Annotated in this window: 15 protein-coding genes; 5 read left to right on the forward strand and 10 right to left on the reverse strand. The window is 71.1% G+C overall.

The genetic code is table 11. The annotated features are described in order from the left end of the window. The first annotated feature begins 11 nt into the window (after positions 1–11). On the forward strand, positions 12–716 hold the full coding sequence (locus tag OH809_RS09595) for an ABC transporter ATP-binding protein (protein WP_406422816.1): 705 nt from the start codon (positions 12–14) through the stop codon (positions 714–716). Next, a complete protein-coding gene (locus OH809_RS09600; RefSeq protein ID WP_406422815.1) occupies positions 713–3,301 on the forward strand; it encodes an FtsX-like permease family protein in 2,589 nt (862 codons plus the stop codon). The genes OH809_RS09595 and OH809_RS09600 overlap by 4 nt, the downstream gene beginning before the upstream one ends. A gap of 125 nt (positions 3,302–3,426) precedes the next feature. Here the strand turns inward: OH809_RS09600 and OH809_RS09605 are convergent, their stop codons facing one another. From OH809_RS09605 to OH809_RS09630, 6 genes are all read right to left on the reverse strand, one after another. After that, positions 3,427–4,335: a LysR family transcriptional regulator gene (locus OH809_RS09605; RefSeq protein ID WP_406422814.1), complete on the reverse strand. Its 909-nt coding sequence runs from the start codon at positions 4,333–4,335 to the stop codon at positions 3,427–3,429. 61 nt (positions 4,336–4,396) lie between these two features. Next, the gene (locus OH809_RS09610; protein WP_406422813.1) at positions 4,397–5,590 is read right to left on the reverse strand and encodes a glycine C-acetyltransferase; all 1,194 of its coding nucleotides are present in this window, start codon (positions 5,588–5,590) and stop codon (positions 4,397–4,399) included. 41 nt (positions 5,591–5,631) lie between these two features. Continuing rightward, positions 5,632–6,660, reverse strand: coding sequence for an L-threonine 3-dehydrogenase (tdh, locus tag OH809_RS09615; protein WP_406422812.1), 1,029 nt, complete (start codon positions 6,658–6,660; stop codon positions 5,632–5,634). 334 nt (positions 6,661–6,994) lie between these two features. Continuing rightward, the gene (locus OH809_RS09620; RefSeq protein WP_406422811.1) at positions 6,995–7,867 is read right to left on the reverse strand and encodes an alpha/beta fold hydrolase; all 873 of its coding nucleotides are present in this window, start codon (positions 7,865–7,867) and stop codon (positions 6,995–6,997) included. A 97-nt stretch (positions 7,868–7,964) separates the two neighbouring features. After that, a complete protein-coding gene (locus tag OH809_RS09625; protein ID WP_406422810.1) occupies positions 7,965–8,522 on the reverse strand; it encodes a Uma2 family endonuclease in 558 nt (185 codons plus the stop codon). Positions 8,523–8,590: 68 nt separating this feature from the next. Next, a complete protein-coding gene (locus OH809_RS09630; protein ID WP_406422809.1) occupies positions 8,591–9,055 on the reverse strand; it encodes an ATP-binding protein in 465 nt (154 codons plus the stop codon). A gap of 107 nt (positions 9,056–9,162) precedes the next feature. Here OH809_RS09630 and OH809_RS09635 point away from each other — a divergent pair, with 107 nt between their 5' ends. The 3 genes from OH809_RS09635 (at position 9,163) to OH809_RS09645 (ending at position 12,928) form a co-directional block, all read left to right on the forward strand. Beyond that, entirely contained in the window at positions 9,163–10,065 is a 903-nt protein-coding gene (locus tag OH809_RS09635) for a Scr1 family TA system antitoxin-like transcriptional regulator (RefSeq protein WP_406422808.1), read from the forward strand. Then, on the forward strand, positions 10,062–10,247 hold the full coding sequence (locus OH809_RS09640) for a DUF397 domain-containing protein (protein ID WP_406422807.1): 186 nt from the start codon (positions 10,062–10,064) through the stop codon (positions 10,245–10,247). The genes OH809_RS09635 and OH809_RS09640 overlap by 4 nt, the downstream gene beginning before the upstream one ends. Positions 10,248–10,510: 263 nt before the next feature. Further along, positions 10,511–12,928, forward strand: a complete 2,418-nt coding sequence (locus OH809_RS09645; protein WP_406425270.1) for a GTPase-associated protein 1-related protein — start codon at positions 10,511–10,513, stop codon at positions 12,926–12,928. 345 nt (positions 12,929–13,273) lie between these two features. Here OH809_RS09645 and OH809_RS09650 read toward each other — a convergent pair whose 3' ends face one another. From OH809_RS09650 to OH809_RS09665, 4 genes are all read right to left on the reverse strand, one after another. Continuing rightward, positions 13,274–14,059 carry an enoyl-CoA hydratase/isomerase family protein gene (locus OH809_RS09650; protein WP_406422806.1) on the reverse strand — a complete coding sequence of 262 codons (786 nt, stop codon included), beginning with the start codon at positions 14,057–14,059 and terminating at the stop codon, positions 13,274–13,276. After that, positions 14,056–15,303: a cytochrome P450 gene (locus OH809_RS09655; RefSeq protein ID WP_406422805.1), complete on the reverse strand. Its 1,248-nt coding sequence runs from the start codon at positions 15,301–15,303 to the stop codon at positions 14,056–14,058. The genes OH809_RS09650 and OH809_RS09655 overlap by 4 nt, the downstream gene beginning before the upstream one ends. 104 nt (positions 15,304–15,407) lie before the next feature. Beyond that, positions 15,408–16,787 (reverse strand): cytochrome P450, encoded by a 1,380-nt coding sequence (locus tag OH809_RS09660; protein ID WP_406422804.1) that lies wholly within the window; start codon positions 16,785–16,787, stop codon positions 15,408–15,410. 10 nt (positions 16,788–16,797) lie between these two features. Further along, the gene (locus tag OH809_RS09665; RefSeq protein ID WP_037696762.1) at positions 16,798–17,358 is read right to left on the reverse strand and encodes an ATP/GTP-binding protein; all 561 of its coding nucleotides are present in this window, start codon (positions 17,356–17,358) and stop codon (positions 16,798–16,800) included. Between the last annotated feature and the right edge of the window lie 2 nt (positions 17,359–17,360).

Raw genomic sequence — 17,360 nt, forward strand, 5'->3', positions numbered from 1 at the left:
CGGAGGCAACGGTGGACACGGTCACGGCAATACGGGCGACCGCGCTGAGCCTGGAGTCGGTGAGCCGGCGCTACGGGCGGCGCGGCCGGGAGGCGGTGGCGCTCGACGCGGTCAGCTGCGCGGTCCCGGCCGGGAGCTTCACCGCGGTGGTCGGCCCTTCCGGGTCCGGCAAGAGCACGTTCCTGCAGTGCGCGGCGGGGCTGGACCGTCCGACCTCGGGAACCGTACGGATCGGTGACACCGACCTGGGGTCGCTGAGCGAGGCGGCGCTGACCCGGCTCCGCCGGGACCGGGTGGGCTTCGTCTTCCAGTCGCACGCACTGAACCTGGTGCCGTCGCTGTCCATCGAGGAGAACGTCGTTCTGCCGCTGGTGCTCGCGGGAGCGGATCCGGCCGATGCCGGGGTGCTGGCCCGGGGGCAGGACCTGCTGGCCCGCGTGGGTCTTGCGGGGCGCGGGGCGGAGAGTCCGACGACGCTCTCGGGCGGCCAGCAGCAGCGGGTCGCGGTGGCCCGGGCGCTGGTGACCGAACCCGCGGTGATCTTCGCGGACGAGCCGACGGCGTCCCTGGACCCGGAGTCGGCGACGCTGGTCCTCGGTCTGCTGCGGGACGCGGTACGGACCGACGGCCGTACGGTCGTCATGGTCACCCATGATCCGGTGGCGGCGAGCTGGGCGGACACCGTTCTGACGATGGACGGCGGGCGGCTGCGATGAGCACGAGGATCCGGAAGGCGGATACCGGGCGGGCGCGGTCCGGGGGGCGGCGCGCGTCGGCGTTCCTGGCCAGGCGCTCGCTGACGGCGCACCGGTGGGCCTGGGCCGCGGTGTTCGCGGCGACGGCGGCCACGGCGGCGCTGATCGGCGCGTTCGCGCTGGTGCTCGGCTCGCTGCTGCCGGCGCAGCCGCCGGTGGAGCATTACGCGGGCGCGGACGCGGTGGTGGCGGCCGACCAGAAGGTGTCGTACACGGCGAAGCCGTGGGGCAGTGAGCCGAGGACGACGACTGCGTACCTGTCGGAACGGGCCCGGCTGGACCGGGCCGTGGTGGCGAAGGCAGCGGCGGCCGACGGGGTGGCGAAGGCGGTCGCGGACGACTCGGTGCCGCTGACGCTGGGCGGTGGCGCCCGTGCGGTCGGCCGTTCCTGGCCGTCGGCGGTGCTCACTCCGTACGAGCTGACCTCCGGCCGGGCGCCGCGGAGTGCGGACGAGGTGGTCATCGACCGGGCGCTGGCACCCGCCGCCGCCAAGGTGGGCTCGACCGTGAAGCTTCAGATGGACGGCGCCGCGCGCCCGTACACCATCAGCGGCGTCGCGGACGCGGGCAGCCGGGGCGTGAACGCCCCCGCCGTCTTCTTCACCGAAGCGCGGCTGACCGCGCTGGCCGGGCACCCCGGCACGGTCGACGCGGTCGGGATCGTCGCGCGGGACGGCGTCTCCTCGGACGCGCTGCGGGACTCGTTGGGCGACGCGCTGCCCGACCGTACGGACACCGGGCGCGGCATCCGGGTCCTCACCGGCCCCGCACGCGGAGAGGCCGAGCACCTGGACGCGCTGGGCGGCCGCGGTGATCTGCTGGCGCTGCTCGGCTCGATCGCGGGCACGGTCCTCATGGTGGCGCTTCTCGTTCTTTCCACGACCGTCTCCCAGGCGGTCCACCAGCGCTCCGGTGAGCTGGCGCTGCTGCGGGCGGTCGGCGCGACGCCGCGGCAGCTCAGGTCGGCGGTCGGCAGGGAGGTGAGCCGGGTGGCTGGTGCCGCGGTGGTGCTGGGCGGGGTCGGGGCAATACCGCTGGGGCTGCTGATGCGGTCGCTGCTGACGACGGATCAGCTGCCGCTGCCCGTGCCGCTGTGGTTGCCGCTCGCGGCTGCCGTGGCCGCCGCGGTGTTCGTCGCCGGGGCCGCACGGCCGGTCGCGCTGCTCGCTGCCCGGTCGATCACCGGGATGCGGCCCGCCGCCGCGTTGAGTGCGGCACGCGCCCCCGAGCCGGGTGAGCCGGGCCGGCTGCGGACCGGTGCGGGCATGCTGCTGGCCGTGGCCGGAGTCGGTTCGGCGGGCGCGGCGATGGCGCAGGGCGGTCAGGCGGCCGCGGTGGCCGCGTCGGGTGCGGCGACGTCGCTGGTCATCGCGGTGGCGTTGCTCGGGCCGTGGATCGCGCGGGCGGCGACGCGGGTGCTGGGTGCGCCGCTGCGGCGTGCGGGCGGGGCTTCCGGGTTCCTGGCGGCGAAGTCGGCCGCCGCGCACCACCGGCGGCTGGGCGCGGCGATCACACCGGTCGTGCTGGTGGTCGCGTTCGTCTGCGTCCAGCTGACGGCGGGGGCGACGCTGGAACGGGCCGCCGACCGGCAGGCGGCGGCCGCGCTGCGGGCGGACCTGGTGGTGACGGCTCCGGCGGGGCTGCCCGCGGACGCGGCGGCCGCGGTGCGCAAGGCACCGGGTGTGGCGGCTGCGACAGGTGTGCTGCGGTCGTCGGTCATGCTCGCGCACCACGAGATGGGCGATCCGAAGCTGGACCGCTACCCGGTGCTTGGTGTGACGGCGGACGAGCTGTCCGGCACGGTCGATCCGGGCGTCGCATCGGGTGACCTGGCCGCCCTGACGGGTCGCTCCACGGTCGCGGTCGGCAAGGACCGGGCGGACGAGCTCGGCGTCGGCATCGGCGACCGGGTGCGGCTGCGGCTCGGTGACGGTACGCAGACGCGGCTGCGGGTGGTGGCGGTGTACGAACGGGCCCTGGGGCTCGGCGAGTTCATGCTGCCGCGCGAGGCGCTGACCGGCCATGTATCGGCGGCGCGCGATGCCCGGATCCTGGTCCGCTCGGAGGCCGGGTCGGCTGCGGCGTCGGCACGGCGCGCGGTCGCCCCGTACGCCGGTGCGCAGGTCCGGGCCGCGACGGCGGACGACGTACGGATCGCGCCGTCGTCGTCGGAGGAGGACGATGCGCTGATCGTCATCGGGGTCGGGGTGATCGGCGGGTTCGCGCTGCTGGCGGTGGTGAGCACGCTGACCCTGATCACGGTGGGCCGCCGGCGGGAGTTCCGCCTGCTGCGGCTGGTGGGTGCGGGGCGCAGGCAGGTGACGCGGATGCTGTTCCTGGAGACGGGGCTGGTGGCCGTGGCGGGGCTGACGATCGGCACGGCGGTGGCGGCGATCCCTCTGACGGCGTTCGCGGTGTCGGCGGCGGGGACGGTGCCGTACCTGGAGCCGGTGCGGTACGGGGTGCTGGCCGGGGCGGTGCTGGTGGCTGCGGTGGCGGGCGTTGTGATCCCGGGGACGTCCGGTGGCCGCGTCAGGAGGCGGTGAGGGCGCGGTGGGCGACCCGCGGCCTCGGTCCTCGATCTCCGTACGGGCTTGCATCGTCCCGCCCAACCGGCTCCGGCCCGCCGCGGAAGTGCTCCGTCCTGGGGGCCGGACGGGCTGAAGGATGTCTACAGCACCCGTCCCGCCGCCCCCCGCAACGCGTCGAGCACCGGACGGATCAGGGGATGCCCCTCCGCCCCCTGCCGTACCGCGGCGAACACCCGCCGGGTCGGTGCGCTGCCCTCCACCTGGCGTACCACCACCCCCGCGAGTTCCATCCCCCGCAGCGCCGACCTCGGCACCAGTGCCACCCCGGCCCCCGCGCCGGCGAGTGCCACCACCGCGCGGAAGTCGTCCGAGGAGTGCTCCAGTCTGGGCTGGAAGCCGGCGAATTCGCAGGAGAGCACGACCACGTCGTGGCACGGGTTGCCGGGGTACGGGCCGATCCACGGGTCCTTCTCCAGGTCCGCGATCGCCACCTGGTCCTGGCCGGCCAGCCGGTGCCCCACCGGCAGCACGGCGTCGAACGGCTCCGAGTACAGCGGCACCCGGGTCAGCCGCCGGTCGTCCTCGCCGGGCGCGCCCCGGTATTCGACGGCGACCGCCACATCGACCTGCCGGTCGAGCACCATCGGCACGCTCGCGTCGCCCTCCGCGTCCTGCACCCGGACCCGGATGCCGGGCGCGGTCAGCGTCAGTTCGGCGATGGCGGGGGCGAGCACGAGCCCGATGCCGGTGGCGAACGCAGCGACCGTGACCGTACCGGCGTCTCCCGCCCCGTACGCGGCGAGCTCCGCCTCGGCCCGTTCCAGCTGGGCCAGCACCGCGTTGGTGTGGGTCAGCAGGATCTCGCCGGCCGACGTGAGCCGCACGCCGCGGGCGCCGCGGTCGACCAGCCGGTGGCCGGTCTCCTGTTCCAGGGCGGCGAGCTGCTGGGAGACGGCGGACGGCGTCAGATACAGCGCGGCGGCTGCCGCAGTCACGGTGCGGTGGTCGGCCACCGCACGGAGAATACGCAGCCGCCGTGCATCGATCATGTGATCCATTGTCCCAGGCCCCGAGGGGTGTACGGGACCTGGGACCGCCCCGCTCGTGGAGCTACGCGCCGAGCGCGGCCCGCGCGTCGACGAACGCGTCCACCGCACGGTTCACGTCGTCCGTGGAGTGCGCGGCCGACAGCTGAACGCGGATGCGCGCCGCGCCCTGCGGGACGACCGGGTAGGAGAACCCGATCACATACACACCGCGCTCCAGGAGCAGCTCCGCCATCCGGCCTGCCTTCGCCGCGTCCCCGATCATCACGGGGGCGATGGCGTGGTCGCCGGGCAGGATGTCGAAGCCTTCCTCGGTCATCCGGTTGCGGAAGAGCGCGGTGTTGGCGCCCAGCCGCTCGCGCAGGTCACCGGCGGACTCCAGCAGGTCGATGACCTTGAGCGAGGCCGCCGCGATGACCGGGGCGAGGGAGTTGGAGAAGAGGTACGGGCGGGACCGCTGACGCAGCAGTGCGACGATCTCGGCGCGGGCCGCGACGTAGCCGCCGGAGGCACCGCCGAGCGCCTTGCCGAGCGTGCCGGTGATGATGTCGACGCGGTCCATGACGTCGTGCAGTTCGGGCGTGCCGCGGCCGCCGGGGCCCACGAAGCCGACCGCGTGCGAGTCGTCGACCATGACCATGGCGTCGTACCGGTCGGCCAGGTCGCAGATCTCGCGGAGCGGGGCGACGTACCCGTCCATGGAGAACACGCCGTCGGTGACGATGAGCCGGCGCCGCGCCCCGGACGCCTCCTTGAGCTGCTGCTCCAGGTCGTCCATGTCGCGGTTGGCGTAGCGGAACCGCTTGGCCTTGGAGAGGCGGATGCCGTCGATGATGGAGGCGTGGTTGAGGGCATCGGAGATGACCGCGTCCTCCGGGCCGAGGACGGTCTCGAACACGCCGCCGTTGGCGTCGAAGCACGAGGAGTAGAGGATCGTGTCCTCCTGGCCGAGGAACGACGAGAGCCGCTGCTCCAGCTCCTTGTGGACCTCCTGCGTGCCGCAGATGAAGCGGACCGAGGCCATCCCGTAGCCCCAGCGGTCCAGCGCCTCGTGGGCGGCGGTGATCACCTCGGGGTGGTCGGCGAGGCCCAGGTAGTTGTTGGCGCAGAAGTTGAGCACCTCACCGGGACGGCCACCGGTGGTGACGGCGACGGTCGCGGACTGCGGGGTGCCGATCACGCGCTCGGGCTTGTGGAGTCCGGCGGCCTTGATCTCGTCAAGGGTCGTGCGCACGTCGTCGCGTACGGAGTCGAACATGAGGGGTGTCTCCTGGTGTGTACGGGCCGGTAGGAGGTCGGTCAGACGGTCCAGTCGAGGATGACCTTGCCGCCGCGTCCGCTCGCCGCGTCGTCGAAGGCCGCCTCGAAGTCGCGGTAGCCGTACCGTCCGGTGATCACGGGGGCGAGGTCGAGGCCGCCCTCCAGCAGGACGGACATGGCGTACCAGGTCTCGTACATCTCGCGGCCGTAGATGCCCTTGATCGTGATCATCGAGGTGACGACGCGGGACCAGTCGACGGCGAACTCCTCGGACGGCAGTCCGAGCATGGCGATCCGTCCGCCGTGCGTCATGTTCGCGATCATGTCGCGCATGGCCTCGGGGCGGCCGGACATCTCCAGGCCGATGTCGAAACCCTCGCGCAGGCCGAGGTGACGCTGGCCGTCGGCGATGGTCTCCTCGGCGACGTTGAGGGCGAGGCCGGCGCCGACCTTCCGCGCGAGTTCGAGCCGGGCCTCGCTGACGTCGGTGATGACGACGTTGCGGGCGCCCGCGTGCTTGGCGACGGCTGCGGCCATGATGCCGATCGGCCCGGCGCCGGTGATCAGGACGTCCTCGCCGATCAGCGGGAAGGACAGCGCGGTGTGCACGGCGTTGCCGAACGGGTCGAAGATCGCGGCGATGTCGAGGTCGACGGGGACCCGGTGCACCCACACGTTGGAGGCGGGCAGCGCGACGTACTCGGCAAACGCTCCGTCCCGGCCGACGCCGAGCCCGAGGGTGGAGCGGCAGAGGTGGCGGCGTCCGGCGAGACAGTTGCGGCACTTCCCGCAGACCAAGTGGCCCTCGCCGCTGACCAGGTCGCCGACGGTGATGTCGACGACGTCGGCGCCGGTCGCGGCGACCTCGCCGACGAACTCGTGGCCGAGGACGAGCGGCGTCTTCACGGCCTGCTGCGCCCAGCCGTCGTAGTTGCGGATGTGCAGGTCCGTTCCGCAGATGCCGGTACGGAGGACCTTGATCAGCACGTCCGAGGGGCCGATCTCCGGCTCGGGAACGTCCATCAGCCAGAGTCCGGGCTCGGCCTTCTGCTTCACAAGTGCCTTCACGGCTGCGGCTCCCTGTACGTGGTGCGAGGTGAACGCCCCGGGCCGGGGGCAGCCTCGAAGGGAGCCTGCGGCCCGGGGAAGATGAGAGGGACGGCATGGGGGCAGCACGCACGGTGATCGGCTGCCGCGCACCATCCTCCGCCGTCACAGAGAAATCTGCCGTACCCCGCGCCCCAGGTCCATCGAGGTTTTCTTAAGCGCAGCCGCAGCTCCGCTTCATGCCCGCCCGTACGGAAGGGGCAGGCCGCCTTTCGGTACGGGCGACCGGCCCCCTGGAACCGAGCGTGCGATCGGCAACGGCGAGGAGACGCCCAGGCGAACGACGCCCGCCCGTTCAGAGCTTCCGCAGAAACGCCCTGATGGCCGAGGCGAGCTGCTGCGGCTGGTCCTCCGGGATGAGTGTGTAGCTGTCGGCTATCTCGATGAGCTCGCCCTTGGGCAGCAACTCGGCGAGCCTGCGTCCGTGCTCGGGCGGCATGACCTTGTCCTCGGCCGCCCAGACGATGAGCGCGGGCCGGTCGAAGTCACGCAGCTTCTCCGCCCACCGCAGCAGTTCGGTTCTGGGCGGCACCCCGAGCACGTACCTGCGCAGATCGCGGCGGATCTCCGCCGACGTCCACAGCGGCCGGAACCACGCGTCCATCACCTCGTGCGGCACCGGCCGCTTGCTCATCCGGCCCCAGGTCATCGGCAGCCGCCGCATCGGCTTCAGCTTCAGCAGGTTGAAGGCGATGTTCAGCCCGCCGGGCATCTTGGCGGAGGCGTAGAGATTGGAGCCGGGCAGTCCGGGCGGGAAGTTGTCGAAGGCCTCGCAGGAGGTGATGACGAGCTTCCCGATCCGCTCATCGCGCCCGTCGGCGACGAGGGCCTGTGCCCCGCCCCAGTCGTTCATCACCAGGGTGACGTCGGTGAGGTCGAGCACGTCGAGGAACTCCGCAACCAGCCTGGCCACGCCGAGGACCGACAGGTCGGCGTCCGGCTTCATGGGTCGGCGGTGGCCGCCGAGTGGCAGGGTCGGGACAACACACCGGTAGTCGGGGCGCAGATCGGTGACTACGTGCCGCCACAGCGAGCCGTCCATGGCGACGCCGTGCAGCAGGACGACGACGGGGCCGTCACCGCCGCTGTCCTGGTACTCCACCGGACCTGCGGAGAGCTGGACCTGGGACGCTTGCGGTACCGGCGGCGTGCGGGGCTGTTCGGCCATGGCGTGTGCGCTCTCCTCGGTTGCCGACGGGCGGGGTGGCATGCAGCCAGAACCTACCGTCGTGGCGTACGCGGGACCGCTCGCTACGCCGATGCGCTCACAACTCGCCCGTGTCCAGGTCCAGGTCGAACGGTCCGGGCAGGTGCAACACGGCCCCGAATGGGTGCGGGCCGTCGACCCGCGTGTACCCCAGACGTCCGGGTTCGGCAAACAGAGTCACGCTCCGTTCCACCTGATCGACCAGCAGATACAGCGGCGCCCCGTACTCGGCGTACCGTCGCCGCTTCACGACGCGGTCCGTTTCGGCGTTAGACTCGCTGGTGACCTCGACCACGAGCAGTGTCTGATCAGGTAGCAGCGCACCCGCGCCCTTCGCGTCCGCAGCAGGTACGACGGCGATGTCGGGTACGTACCAGTTCGACGAGCCTGGCAGGTCCAGGTTCCCCGAGCCGGTGACACACCCCAGTTCGCGGGCGCGCGGCTCGATCTGGTCGCGGATCACCTCGGCCGTGGCCTCGCGATCCCAGGTGGGCAACACAGGCTCGATGATCCCTTCGACAATCTGGGCACGATCGCCCCGGATGTTCTGGACGGCGTACTTCAGAGCGCGTTCCGGGTCGATGCCTTGGCTGTAGTCGGCAGGCTCGGCGGTCATGTGCCCAGAGTGCCCCATTTTCGATCGCCACAACAAGCAGAACCGGCCGCTGGGAGCGGTCACCGCAATCAGTACAGCAGGTCCAGCTCGGCGCGGACCGTCTTGCCCGGCGGTACGCGCTCCAGCACCGCCCACCGGTCGGCCAGCGCCTCGACCAGGATCAGCCCGTGGCCGCTGCCGGAACCGGGCGGTGGCGCCACCAATTCCCCCGGTCCCGGCGGCCGCAGCTCGCCCCGGGTGTCTGTGACCTCGATCCGCAGAACGCCGAGCGTGTGCCGGTCACCCGGAGCATGCACGAGCCTCAACTCGAAGTCCCGGCCCGGCACCCGGCCGTGCGTCACCGCGTTCGCCGCCAGCTCGGCGACGATCAGCGCGGTGGTCTCGGACGCGTCGCTGCGGTACGGGACACCCCAGCCGTTCAGTTGGTGCAGCGCGAGCTGTCGGGCGAGCCGGGCACCGCGTGGCGTGGAGCTGAACCGCTGCACGAACACACGTACGGTAACGGGCAATTGGGGGGCGGAGAGTGCTTCCATGCGCTCACCGTGACGGCCGCCAGACCCGTTCCACCAGATCACGAACTCGTACGCTGAGTCAGCGTACGGGTACAGCGGGTGGACAGTACGTGTAACAGTCCGTGACCATGGGCGAGCTGCGGATCGAGGCAGGCGGGCACGGGAGGTGGCCGGACATGACGGACGGCGCGGGTGGCACAGGCGGCACGACGGGCGCGGACGGGGAGCCGGAGCCCTCGGACACCCTGAAGGCGTTCGGTGAGGTGGTCAAGGTCTTCCGCAAACGGGCGCGGCTCACGCAGGAGGAGTTCGCCCCGAGGGTGCGGTACTCGGTGCCGACGGTCGCCTCGATCGAACAGGGCCGCCGCTTCCCCCCGCCCGCGTTCGTGGACCGGGCGGAGGACGTGCTGGAGGCGTTCGGGGTCATCAGGGCTGCGGCGAAGCACTTGTCGCGGCGGCGGGGGCTGGCGAAGTGGTTCCACCATTGGGCGCAGCTGGAGACGGAGGCGGCCAGCCTGTACACGTACGAGTGCCGGTTGATTCCCGGCCTGCTGCAGACCGAGGCATACGCAAGAGCACTGTTCAGGGACCAGCTTCCGCCATTGGGTGACGAACAGATCGAGGCTCGGATGACTGCCCGCGCCGAACGGCAGGCTCTGCTGACGGAACGCCCCAACACCGCGTACAGCTTCATCCTCGAAGAGCACCTGTTCCGACGACACACCGGCGGAGTCGAGGTCACCCGGGAACTCATCGACCACATCGTCGGACTGGCCCGGCGGCGCAATATCGAGTTGCAGATCATGCTTCAGTTGCAGGAGCACCACGCCGGTCTGCACGGCCCCATCCGACTGTTGGAGACCCCGGACCACAAGTGGTTCGCCTACTCCGAGGGGCAGGAGAGCGGTCACCTCCACTCCGACCCTGCCGTCGTCAGCACGCTCCAGATGCGGTATGCCAGGATGCGTTCACAGGCTCTCTCCCTGAAGGAGTCCACGAGTCTGTTGGAGCGGACGCGAGGAGCGGTATGAGTACCACAGACCTGGCCTGGTTCAAGAGCAGTTACAGCAGCGGATCCGGAGACGACTGCGTAGAGGTCGCCACCTGCCCCGACACCGTCCGCGTCCGGGACTCCAAGGTCGAAGAGGGCCCCCAGCTCACCCTCTCCCCCGCCGCCTGGACCGGCTTCGTCGCATACGCCGTCCAGCGCTGACCACGTAACGCAGTTGAGCGCACCCGTCGGGCGACGCGAGAGACGCCGCCGAACTGAAGGCCTCCGCAGAAGTTACAGAGATCACGTTTCGGCAGCGTGCCTGCGGGAGCCGCGCACCTTGATAGCGTCGCTCCCGCGATTGCGGAACGCTCCCCGCCGGGGTCGTCGCCGCGCCCGGGCGGCCGTTCCACGACGGACGGCCGACGAGGCGGGGTGTGCTGGCGCACGGGGACGTACGCGGCAAGGACGAAGAGGGCCGGCCCATGAGCCTCGCGCAGTTGCACTACACCTCTGCCTCTGCGGGGGACGACGGGGTCGGCGCACGGTTCACTGCGGTCGGTGGTGGCATACCCACGCCGGTGCTGACCGAGGCGGAGAAGTTGCTCGGTTACGAGCCTCCGGCCGGGGCGCCGTATCACCCCACGAACGTCGAACTCCGGTCCTTTCCCGAGACGTTCAGCTTCAGCGCGCTCTCCGACGGCAGCCATCTACTCAGCCGCACCGTCGCACTCGGGGGTTCCGGCGCCGGTCACTTCCACGCGCATGCGGTGCATCTTCCGGTCGGCACGCGCCTGCCCGGCGACGCGCTCCCGATCACGGCGTGGCGGTCGCCGCGCTGGGCTTCGACCACGCCGGACAGCGGCACACCGGACCGTATATCCGCCTTGCCCGCCTCCGTCGCCTTCGGGCAGGAGGCGCTCAACGACTTCGCGGTCTCCCGCAGCCCCTGGCTCGCGACGGTCTTCGCCGATCTGCGCCGGGTGAGCGAGAAACCGTCGTCGGCGCGGCTCGTTCTCGTGGAGCGGCAGAGTGCGGACGTGGCCCGGTGGATCGCGCTGGCCGGAGCCGTACTCCCGCCGGAGCACGCCCAGCGGCTGACGTTCACCACGTACACCCGCCGCCCGGCGCACTCCCCTCACCAGGTCATCGGCGTACTGCCGGACGACGCACACGAGCTGACCGACCCGGGCCTCCGTGTGCTCATGTGCGCCGGCCGCGCTCCGGAGGGCCCGGTGGACGACGCCTGGGCGGAGACCGTCGCCCGGGTCTGGCGCGGCCGCGCACCGGAACTGTTCCGGGCAGCGGCCGCGCTGCCGGGCGAACCCTTCGCCGCCGGACCACTCGCCTTCACCGCACTGCACGCAGGCATCGCACTCGGCCCGAACGGGCGTGCCGCAGCAGCGGATTGGGCCGGCGAGCGACCGTACGCGCTGAACGAACAGCAGATGCACCGGCTGACCACCGCACTCACGGCGCCGACCGACGACCGCAGCGCCTCCGAATCGGCGTCCGTGGCCCGGCTGCTGGCAGCGCTCGAAGGACGTGCTCCTGCCACCACCACGGCGCCGCTCGCCGCACTGCTCGTGACGGAGGCGGTTCGGCGCAACGACGCCGCGCTGGCACTTCCGCCGCGCTCGGCGTTCGCCGAACCCGCCACCGTGAAGCAGCTGGCCGACGGACTCGGCCCGGACCTGCTCGCCGAACTCACCTCGGAAGCAACGGAGTCCACTACCGGGGCGACCATCGGGCGCCTGGTGCAGCTGCTCCGGATCGCCCGACTGCTCGACATTGACCTCACCGACCACCTCCCTTCTGTCGCCCGGCACATGGCCCGAACGCTGCTCGCAACTCCGGCGCCGGACAGTGTCCCCACGCTGCTCGACCTCCTGGACGAACAGTTCGATGTCCGCACGGCGCTCCTGGGCGAACTCGATCAACTCGCCCTGGCCGCCCCCTCCGCCGCCGAGGAGCTCCTCACTCGCGTCGCTCTCCCCTTCACCGGCGCGCAGGCACTGCCGCATCTGCGGATGTGCGCCGAGGCGCCCCGCGCGAAGGAGCAGGGCTCCGATCGCATCATGGCGCTGCACACGGTGCTGCGCGCCGCCGGGTTCTCGCCGTTCGCGGAGCCGCTGGTCCTGCGCACCGCTGTCGGGCTGATCTGGGGCGACGCCACCCCGACGGCGGGCGAAGCCCGACTTCTGCTCGGCGAGTCCGGCTCGGACTCGCACCGGACGGCCGGTACGTGGTCCCACCTCGTCGACGCGGCACTCCACGCCCCCTCCGACGACGAGGAGGCTGCGGAACTCGCCCACGATCTGTTGCGCTGCTTCCCTCATGAGATCGGCACTCGGGTCCGCGGTGCGCTGCAACTCCTGGACTTCGCCCGCGACGTCAGGTCCGGTGAGTCGGCGCCCGGCTGGCCCGACCGTGCAAAGGCTCTGCGTGCCCGCGCCGAACCGGTGGAGCCCACTGTGCTGGAGCACGCCTACGGCGCCCTTGCCCACAGTCTGCTCGCGCGGGACCGGCCCGACGCGGAGCTGTACGCGTTCGTACACAGCGACGACGCGGACCTGATCGCGGCCTACGGCCGGGCAGCCCGACACGGCGACATCCTGGCCCGGCTGCGCTCCGACCCGGCGTACGTCGCCGACTGCTTCACCGTCTGGAGCGCCCACCCGCACGCGGGCCGAGCCTGGAACGAGACCCGGACCACACTCCTGGAGGAGGTACTGCGTCCGGTGGTGCGCGGCCTGTCCGGCAGCGAGATCGCGGCGGTGGAGCAGGCCGTCGAGCGCACGGGGAGCAGCCGCACGGCGGAGGCGTTCCGGGCCTGGAACCGGCCGGGCACGTTCGGCAGACGGCTGGGAAGCCGGCTGACGGCACGGGTGCGGCGGTCCTAGGGCGTGTGTCGGAAGTCCCGCCGTCCGCCCGAAGGGTGGGCCCGGCGGCGTCTGGTGCGTGCGATCGCAAGGCGGAGGGTCGTCCTCGTACTGGACGTACTTGGGCGAGCCCGACAACGCAGCGAGCGGGCGTGTCAGGCGTCGCGGGGCAGGCGGGACTTCCGACACACGCCCTGGTACTCCAGCCGATGGGGCTTCGAGCGCAGCGCGAGGTGCCCGACCCGATCGTGAGTGGTCAGGTACCTCGCCGCGCGCACTGTGCCCGCCACACGCGCCGAGGCACCCGGCCGTCCCCATGCCTCGGCGGCCCGTGGCGGGCCGGACGCTCGCCTCAGCCTGGGAGGATCAGCCCCTTGCGTGCTGGTGGAGAGTGGCTGCCAGGAGATGGGAGTCGAGCAGGGAGACGTCTGCCGTCCTGTCCGCCCGTGCGTAGCCGGCCAGCATCCGTTTGGTCAGGACGAGTGCTTCGGGCGAGCGTCGGACGAGGGGCCTGGTCCAGGAATCGATCACCTTGTCCAGCTGGTCGATTGGGGCGGTCCGGTGGAGCAGACCGATACGGTGGGCCGTGTCGGCGTCGAAGACGTCGCAGGTGAGCATGAGCTCGCGAATCCTGGAGGTGCCGGCCTCGGAGACCAGGCGCCCCATCGCCCCGCCCCACGCCGGCGGTAGCCCTATGCCGACCTCCGGCATGCGAAAGCGGCTGGTGTCGGCACCGGCGCGCAGATCGCAGAAGGCGGCGAGGGCGAGACCCGCGCCGATGACCCGCCCGTGCAACCGGGCGATGGTGACCGCGTGAGTGTTCTCCAGGGCCTGGCACAGGCGGTGCGCCTTGTCGACGATGCGCCGCAGGCCCACTCCGGACGGATCGGCGGCCAGTGCCTCCTGGTACTCGTTGCGGTCGGCACCCAGGCAGAAGTCCGTACCCAGTGACGACAGCGTCAGGATCCGGACATCGGGTCTCTCGTGGAGGTCGTCGAGCAGGGTGACGAGGTCGTCGAGGACTGCGGCGTCCAACGTGTCGTCCTGCCCCCAGGGGTTGAGGCGGACATGCAGTACGGGGCCGTCCTGCTCGGCACGTATCGCCTTGGGAGCGGTCCGGGCGTGTGCGGGGGTGAGGGGCGATTCGGTCATGCGAGGGCTACGTCCAGGTTCAGCAGGCGCCGGAACGCCACACGGGGCGCCATCGACGGGGGGCGTACGAGGGTGAGGCGGGGAAGGCGCCGGATCAGTTGGCGGAGAAGGGTCTGGGCTTCGAGGCGGGCCAGCGGTGCGCCGAGGCAGTAGTGGATGCCGCCACTGAATGCGAGGTGGCCGGGCGTGCGTTCGGGGTCGAACCGGTCCGCGTCGCTGTGCCTGGCCGGGTCTCGGTTCGCCGCTCCGACCATGAGGTGGACCATCTCGCCGCGGCGGATCTCGACGCCTCCCAGCACGGAGTCCTGCGAGGCGACCCTGCTGATCACGTGGGTGGGCGGGTCGTAGCGGAGCGTCTCCTCCACGAACCCGGGTACGAGGCCCGGGTTGTCGGCGATCATGTCCCAGCGTTCCGGGCTTTCGACGAGCCGGAGTGTCATCGTCGAGAGGAGGGTCGCGGTGGTCTCCAGGGCGGCCAGCAGGACGAACAACACCAGGAAATAGACCGCCTCGTCGGCCTTGTCCTGGTCGGGCTCGATCGCGTCCCACGTCTGGATCCACCGGGTGACGGGGTCATCACCGGGGTGGGAGCGCCGATCACGCACCAGGTCCATGAAATAGGTGCGGAGTTCGGCCGTGGCCGCGTCGGACAATGCCAGTTGGCTGGCCGACGGCAGCAGCTCCTGGGTGAAGACCTGATCGTGTGTCAACTGCCGGAGCCTGGGCCAGTCGGCCTGCGGCAGCCCGAGCCAGTCACCTACGGTGGCCACCGGCAGCTCCTCGCAGACAAGCTCCGAGAAGTCCGCCTCGCCGGTGCGTATTCGCTCCGAGAAGGCGTCGAGGAGCTCATCCGCGGTCCGGTTCACATTGCGGCCGATGCGCTCCACAGTGGCTCGGTCGAAGGTGCCCGCCGCCCGTCGCACCTTGGTGTGGTCCGGGGGATTGAGCGCGGCGAGCGTGTTGCTCATCTCGCGTGAGGAGGGCGCGTTCCAGCGTGTCCCGGGCCCCTGGCGCTCCCGCCATTTCCTGTCGGGCTCCAGCCATTGACGGCTGCGCAGAACCTGGTCGCAGACGGCGAAGCCCGTCACGAAGGAGCCGCCCCAGGGGGCGGGCACCACCTCGCCCCGCGAGAGGAGTTCGGCGTATATCGGGAAGGGGTCGGCCTGCCCTCTGGCCGTCCGCAGACGGGAGAAGAGGGAGGCGGACGCCCTGCGGTCGTACGACGGAGTTGTGGCAACGCCCATGGTGGCGGCTCCTTTCTGAGAACCAGCCGCCATGCATACCCACATGATCGTTAAAGCATCCACTACCACTGAGTACTCAGGAGGTTACTAAAATCACACTTCCCTCACTCGCCCCTGGTCCACGCCAGGAAGCGGCTGAACAGGCCGCCCTTGGGCTGCGGCGCGACACCGGCGTTCGTACGCGAGGGTCCGGCGGTGGAGGGCGAGGAGGCGGCTGTCTGCTGCTGGGTCATCTGGCCCGCATTCGATCCGGCCGACTCGGCTGCCTGGGGAACAGCCCCCGGGGTGAAGCGGATCGGGAGGGTGACCAGCGAGCGGCTCCACGGGCTCGGCGCCCAGGTGAGCGCCTTGAACGGGACACGCATCTCGACGTCGGGAAGCCGGTTGAGCAGTGCTTCGACGGCAGTCACGGTCATCATGAAAGCCGGGTCCTTGGCGGGGCAGGCGTGCGGGCCCGCTCCGAACGCCAAGTGCGCCTTGGCGCTGAGCTGTTCGCGGTGTTCGGTCAGCTTCGGGTCGGTGTTGGCCGCGGCGAATGAGATCAGGACCGGGTCGTTGGCCCGGATCACCCTGCCGCCGAGCTCGACGTCGTGAGTCGGGTAGTGGGCCGCGTAGTTGGCGATCGGCGCGTAGTTCCAGAGGGTCTGGGAGACCGCGTCCTCGACCGGGAGGCCGACCTGCCAGTCCTCTCCGAGGTACAGGGCGCTACTGGTGCCGATGGCCGCGGCCAGCGGCGCGGTGCCACCGGAGAGCAGGGTGACCAGCTGGTGCAGCACCTCCTCGTCGCTCAGCTGGGCCGCGTGCCCCATCAGACGCGTCGTCAGGTCGGCTGCCGGGCGCCGCCGCTTGAGGGCGATCAGCTCGGTGAGCGCCCCGCCGAGCACCTCGTCGGCCCCGGGTGTGCCCTCGAAGATGCCACTGATCCCGGCGATCACGCGGTCGCCGATCTCGGGCGGGCAGCCGAACAGGTCGCTGAAGACCAGCAGAGGCAGCGGCTGGGCGTACTCGGCCATCAGCTCCGCCTGGCCGCGGATGTCGGTACTGAACTGGCTGATCAGGTAGTTGGCGGACTGCTGTGTCTGCCTGATGAGCTGGTGCTCGTTGACCGTGGCGAAACTGTCGGTAACGGCCTGACGCAGTCGGGCATGTGCCGCACCGTCACTGAAGAGCGCGTTGGGGCGGTAACCCATCATGGGCAGTGCCGGGCTGTCGGCCGGGACGCGCCCTTCGTTGAGGGCGTTCCAGCGGCGGGAGTCGCGCACGAAGGAGGCGGGGTTCTGCAGGACGTACAGAGCGGCGTCGTAGCTGGTGACGAGCTCGGCCTGGACGTCGGGGGCGATGTCCACGGGCGCACTGAGACCGAACGAACGCAGCTGTGCGTAGTGGCTGTCGGGGTCGGCTCCGAACGAGGGGCCGTACATCTGGACGTTCCCGTGCGCGGGGCAGCCGGGGGGTATCTCCTGCGGTTCAAGTGGCTGTTGCATTCCTGCGCTCCTAGCCGAGTTGGGACATGAGGTGTTTCACGAGGGTGATGAGGGCCTGCGCCGAGGAGTTCTCGTCCCGTACGTCGCACTCCACGACAGGGGTCTCGGCGGTGAGGTTCAGGGCCTCGCGCACCTCGTCGAGCGGATAGTCCGTGGTGCCCTCGAAGTGGTTCACGGCGATGGCGTACGTCAGGCCGAAACGTTCGACGAGGTCCAGGACGGGGAAGGACTCGTGCAGTCGCTCCGGGTCGACCAGTACCAGCGCGCCCAGGGCGCCCCGGGAGAGCTCCTCCCACATCTCCTTGAAGCGCTCCTGGCCGGGCGTTCCGAAGAGGTAGAGCACCAGGGTGTCGCTCAGGGTGAGCCGGCCGAAGTCCATGGCGACGGTGGTGGTCTTCTTGTCGGGTGTGCCCGACAGGTCATCGAAGCCCACGCTGGCCTCGGTGATCTCTTCCTCGGTCCGTAGGGGCTCGATCTCGGAGAGACTGCCGATGCAGGTGGTCTTGCCGACCCCGAAGTGCCCCACTATGAGGATCTTCACCGCGTGGGAGACATCTGGATCCAGGTACACGC

It is taken from the genome of Streptomyces sp. NBC_00873 (assembly GCF_045207415.1).
Taxonomy (GTDB): Bacteria; Actinomycetota; Actinomycetes; order Streptomycetales; family Streptomycetaceae; genus Streptomyces.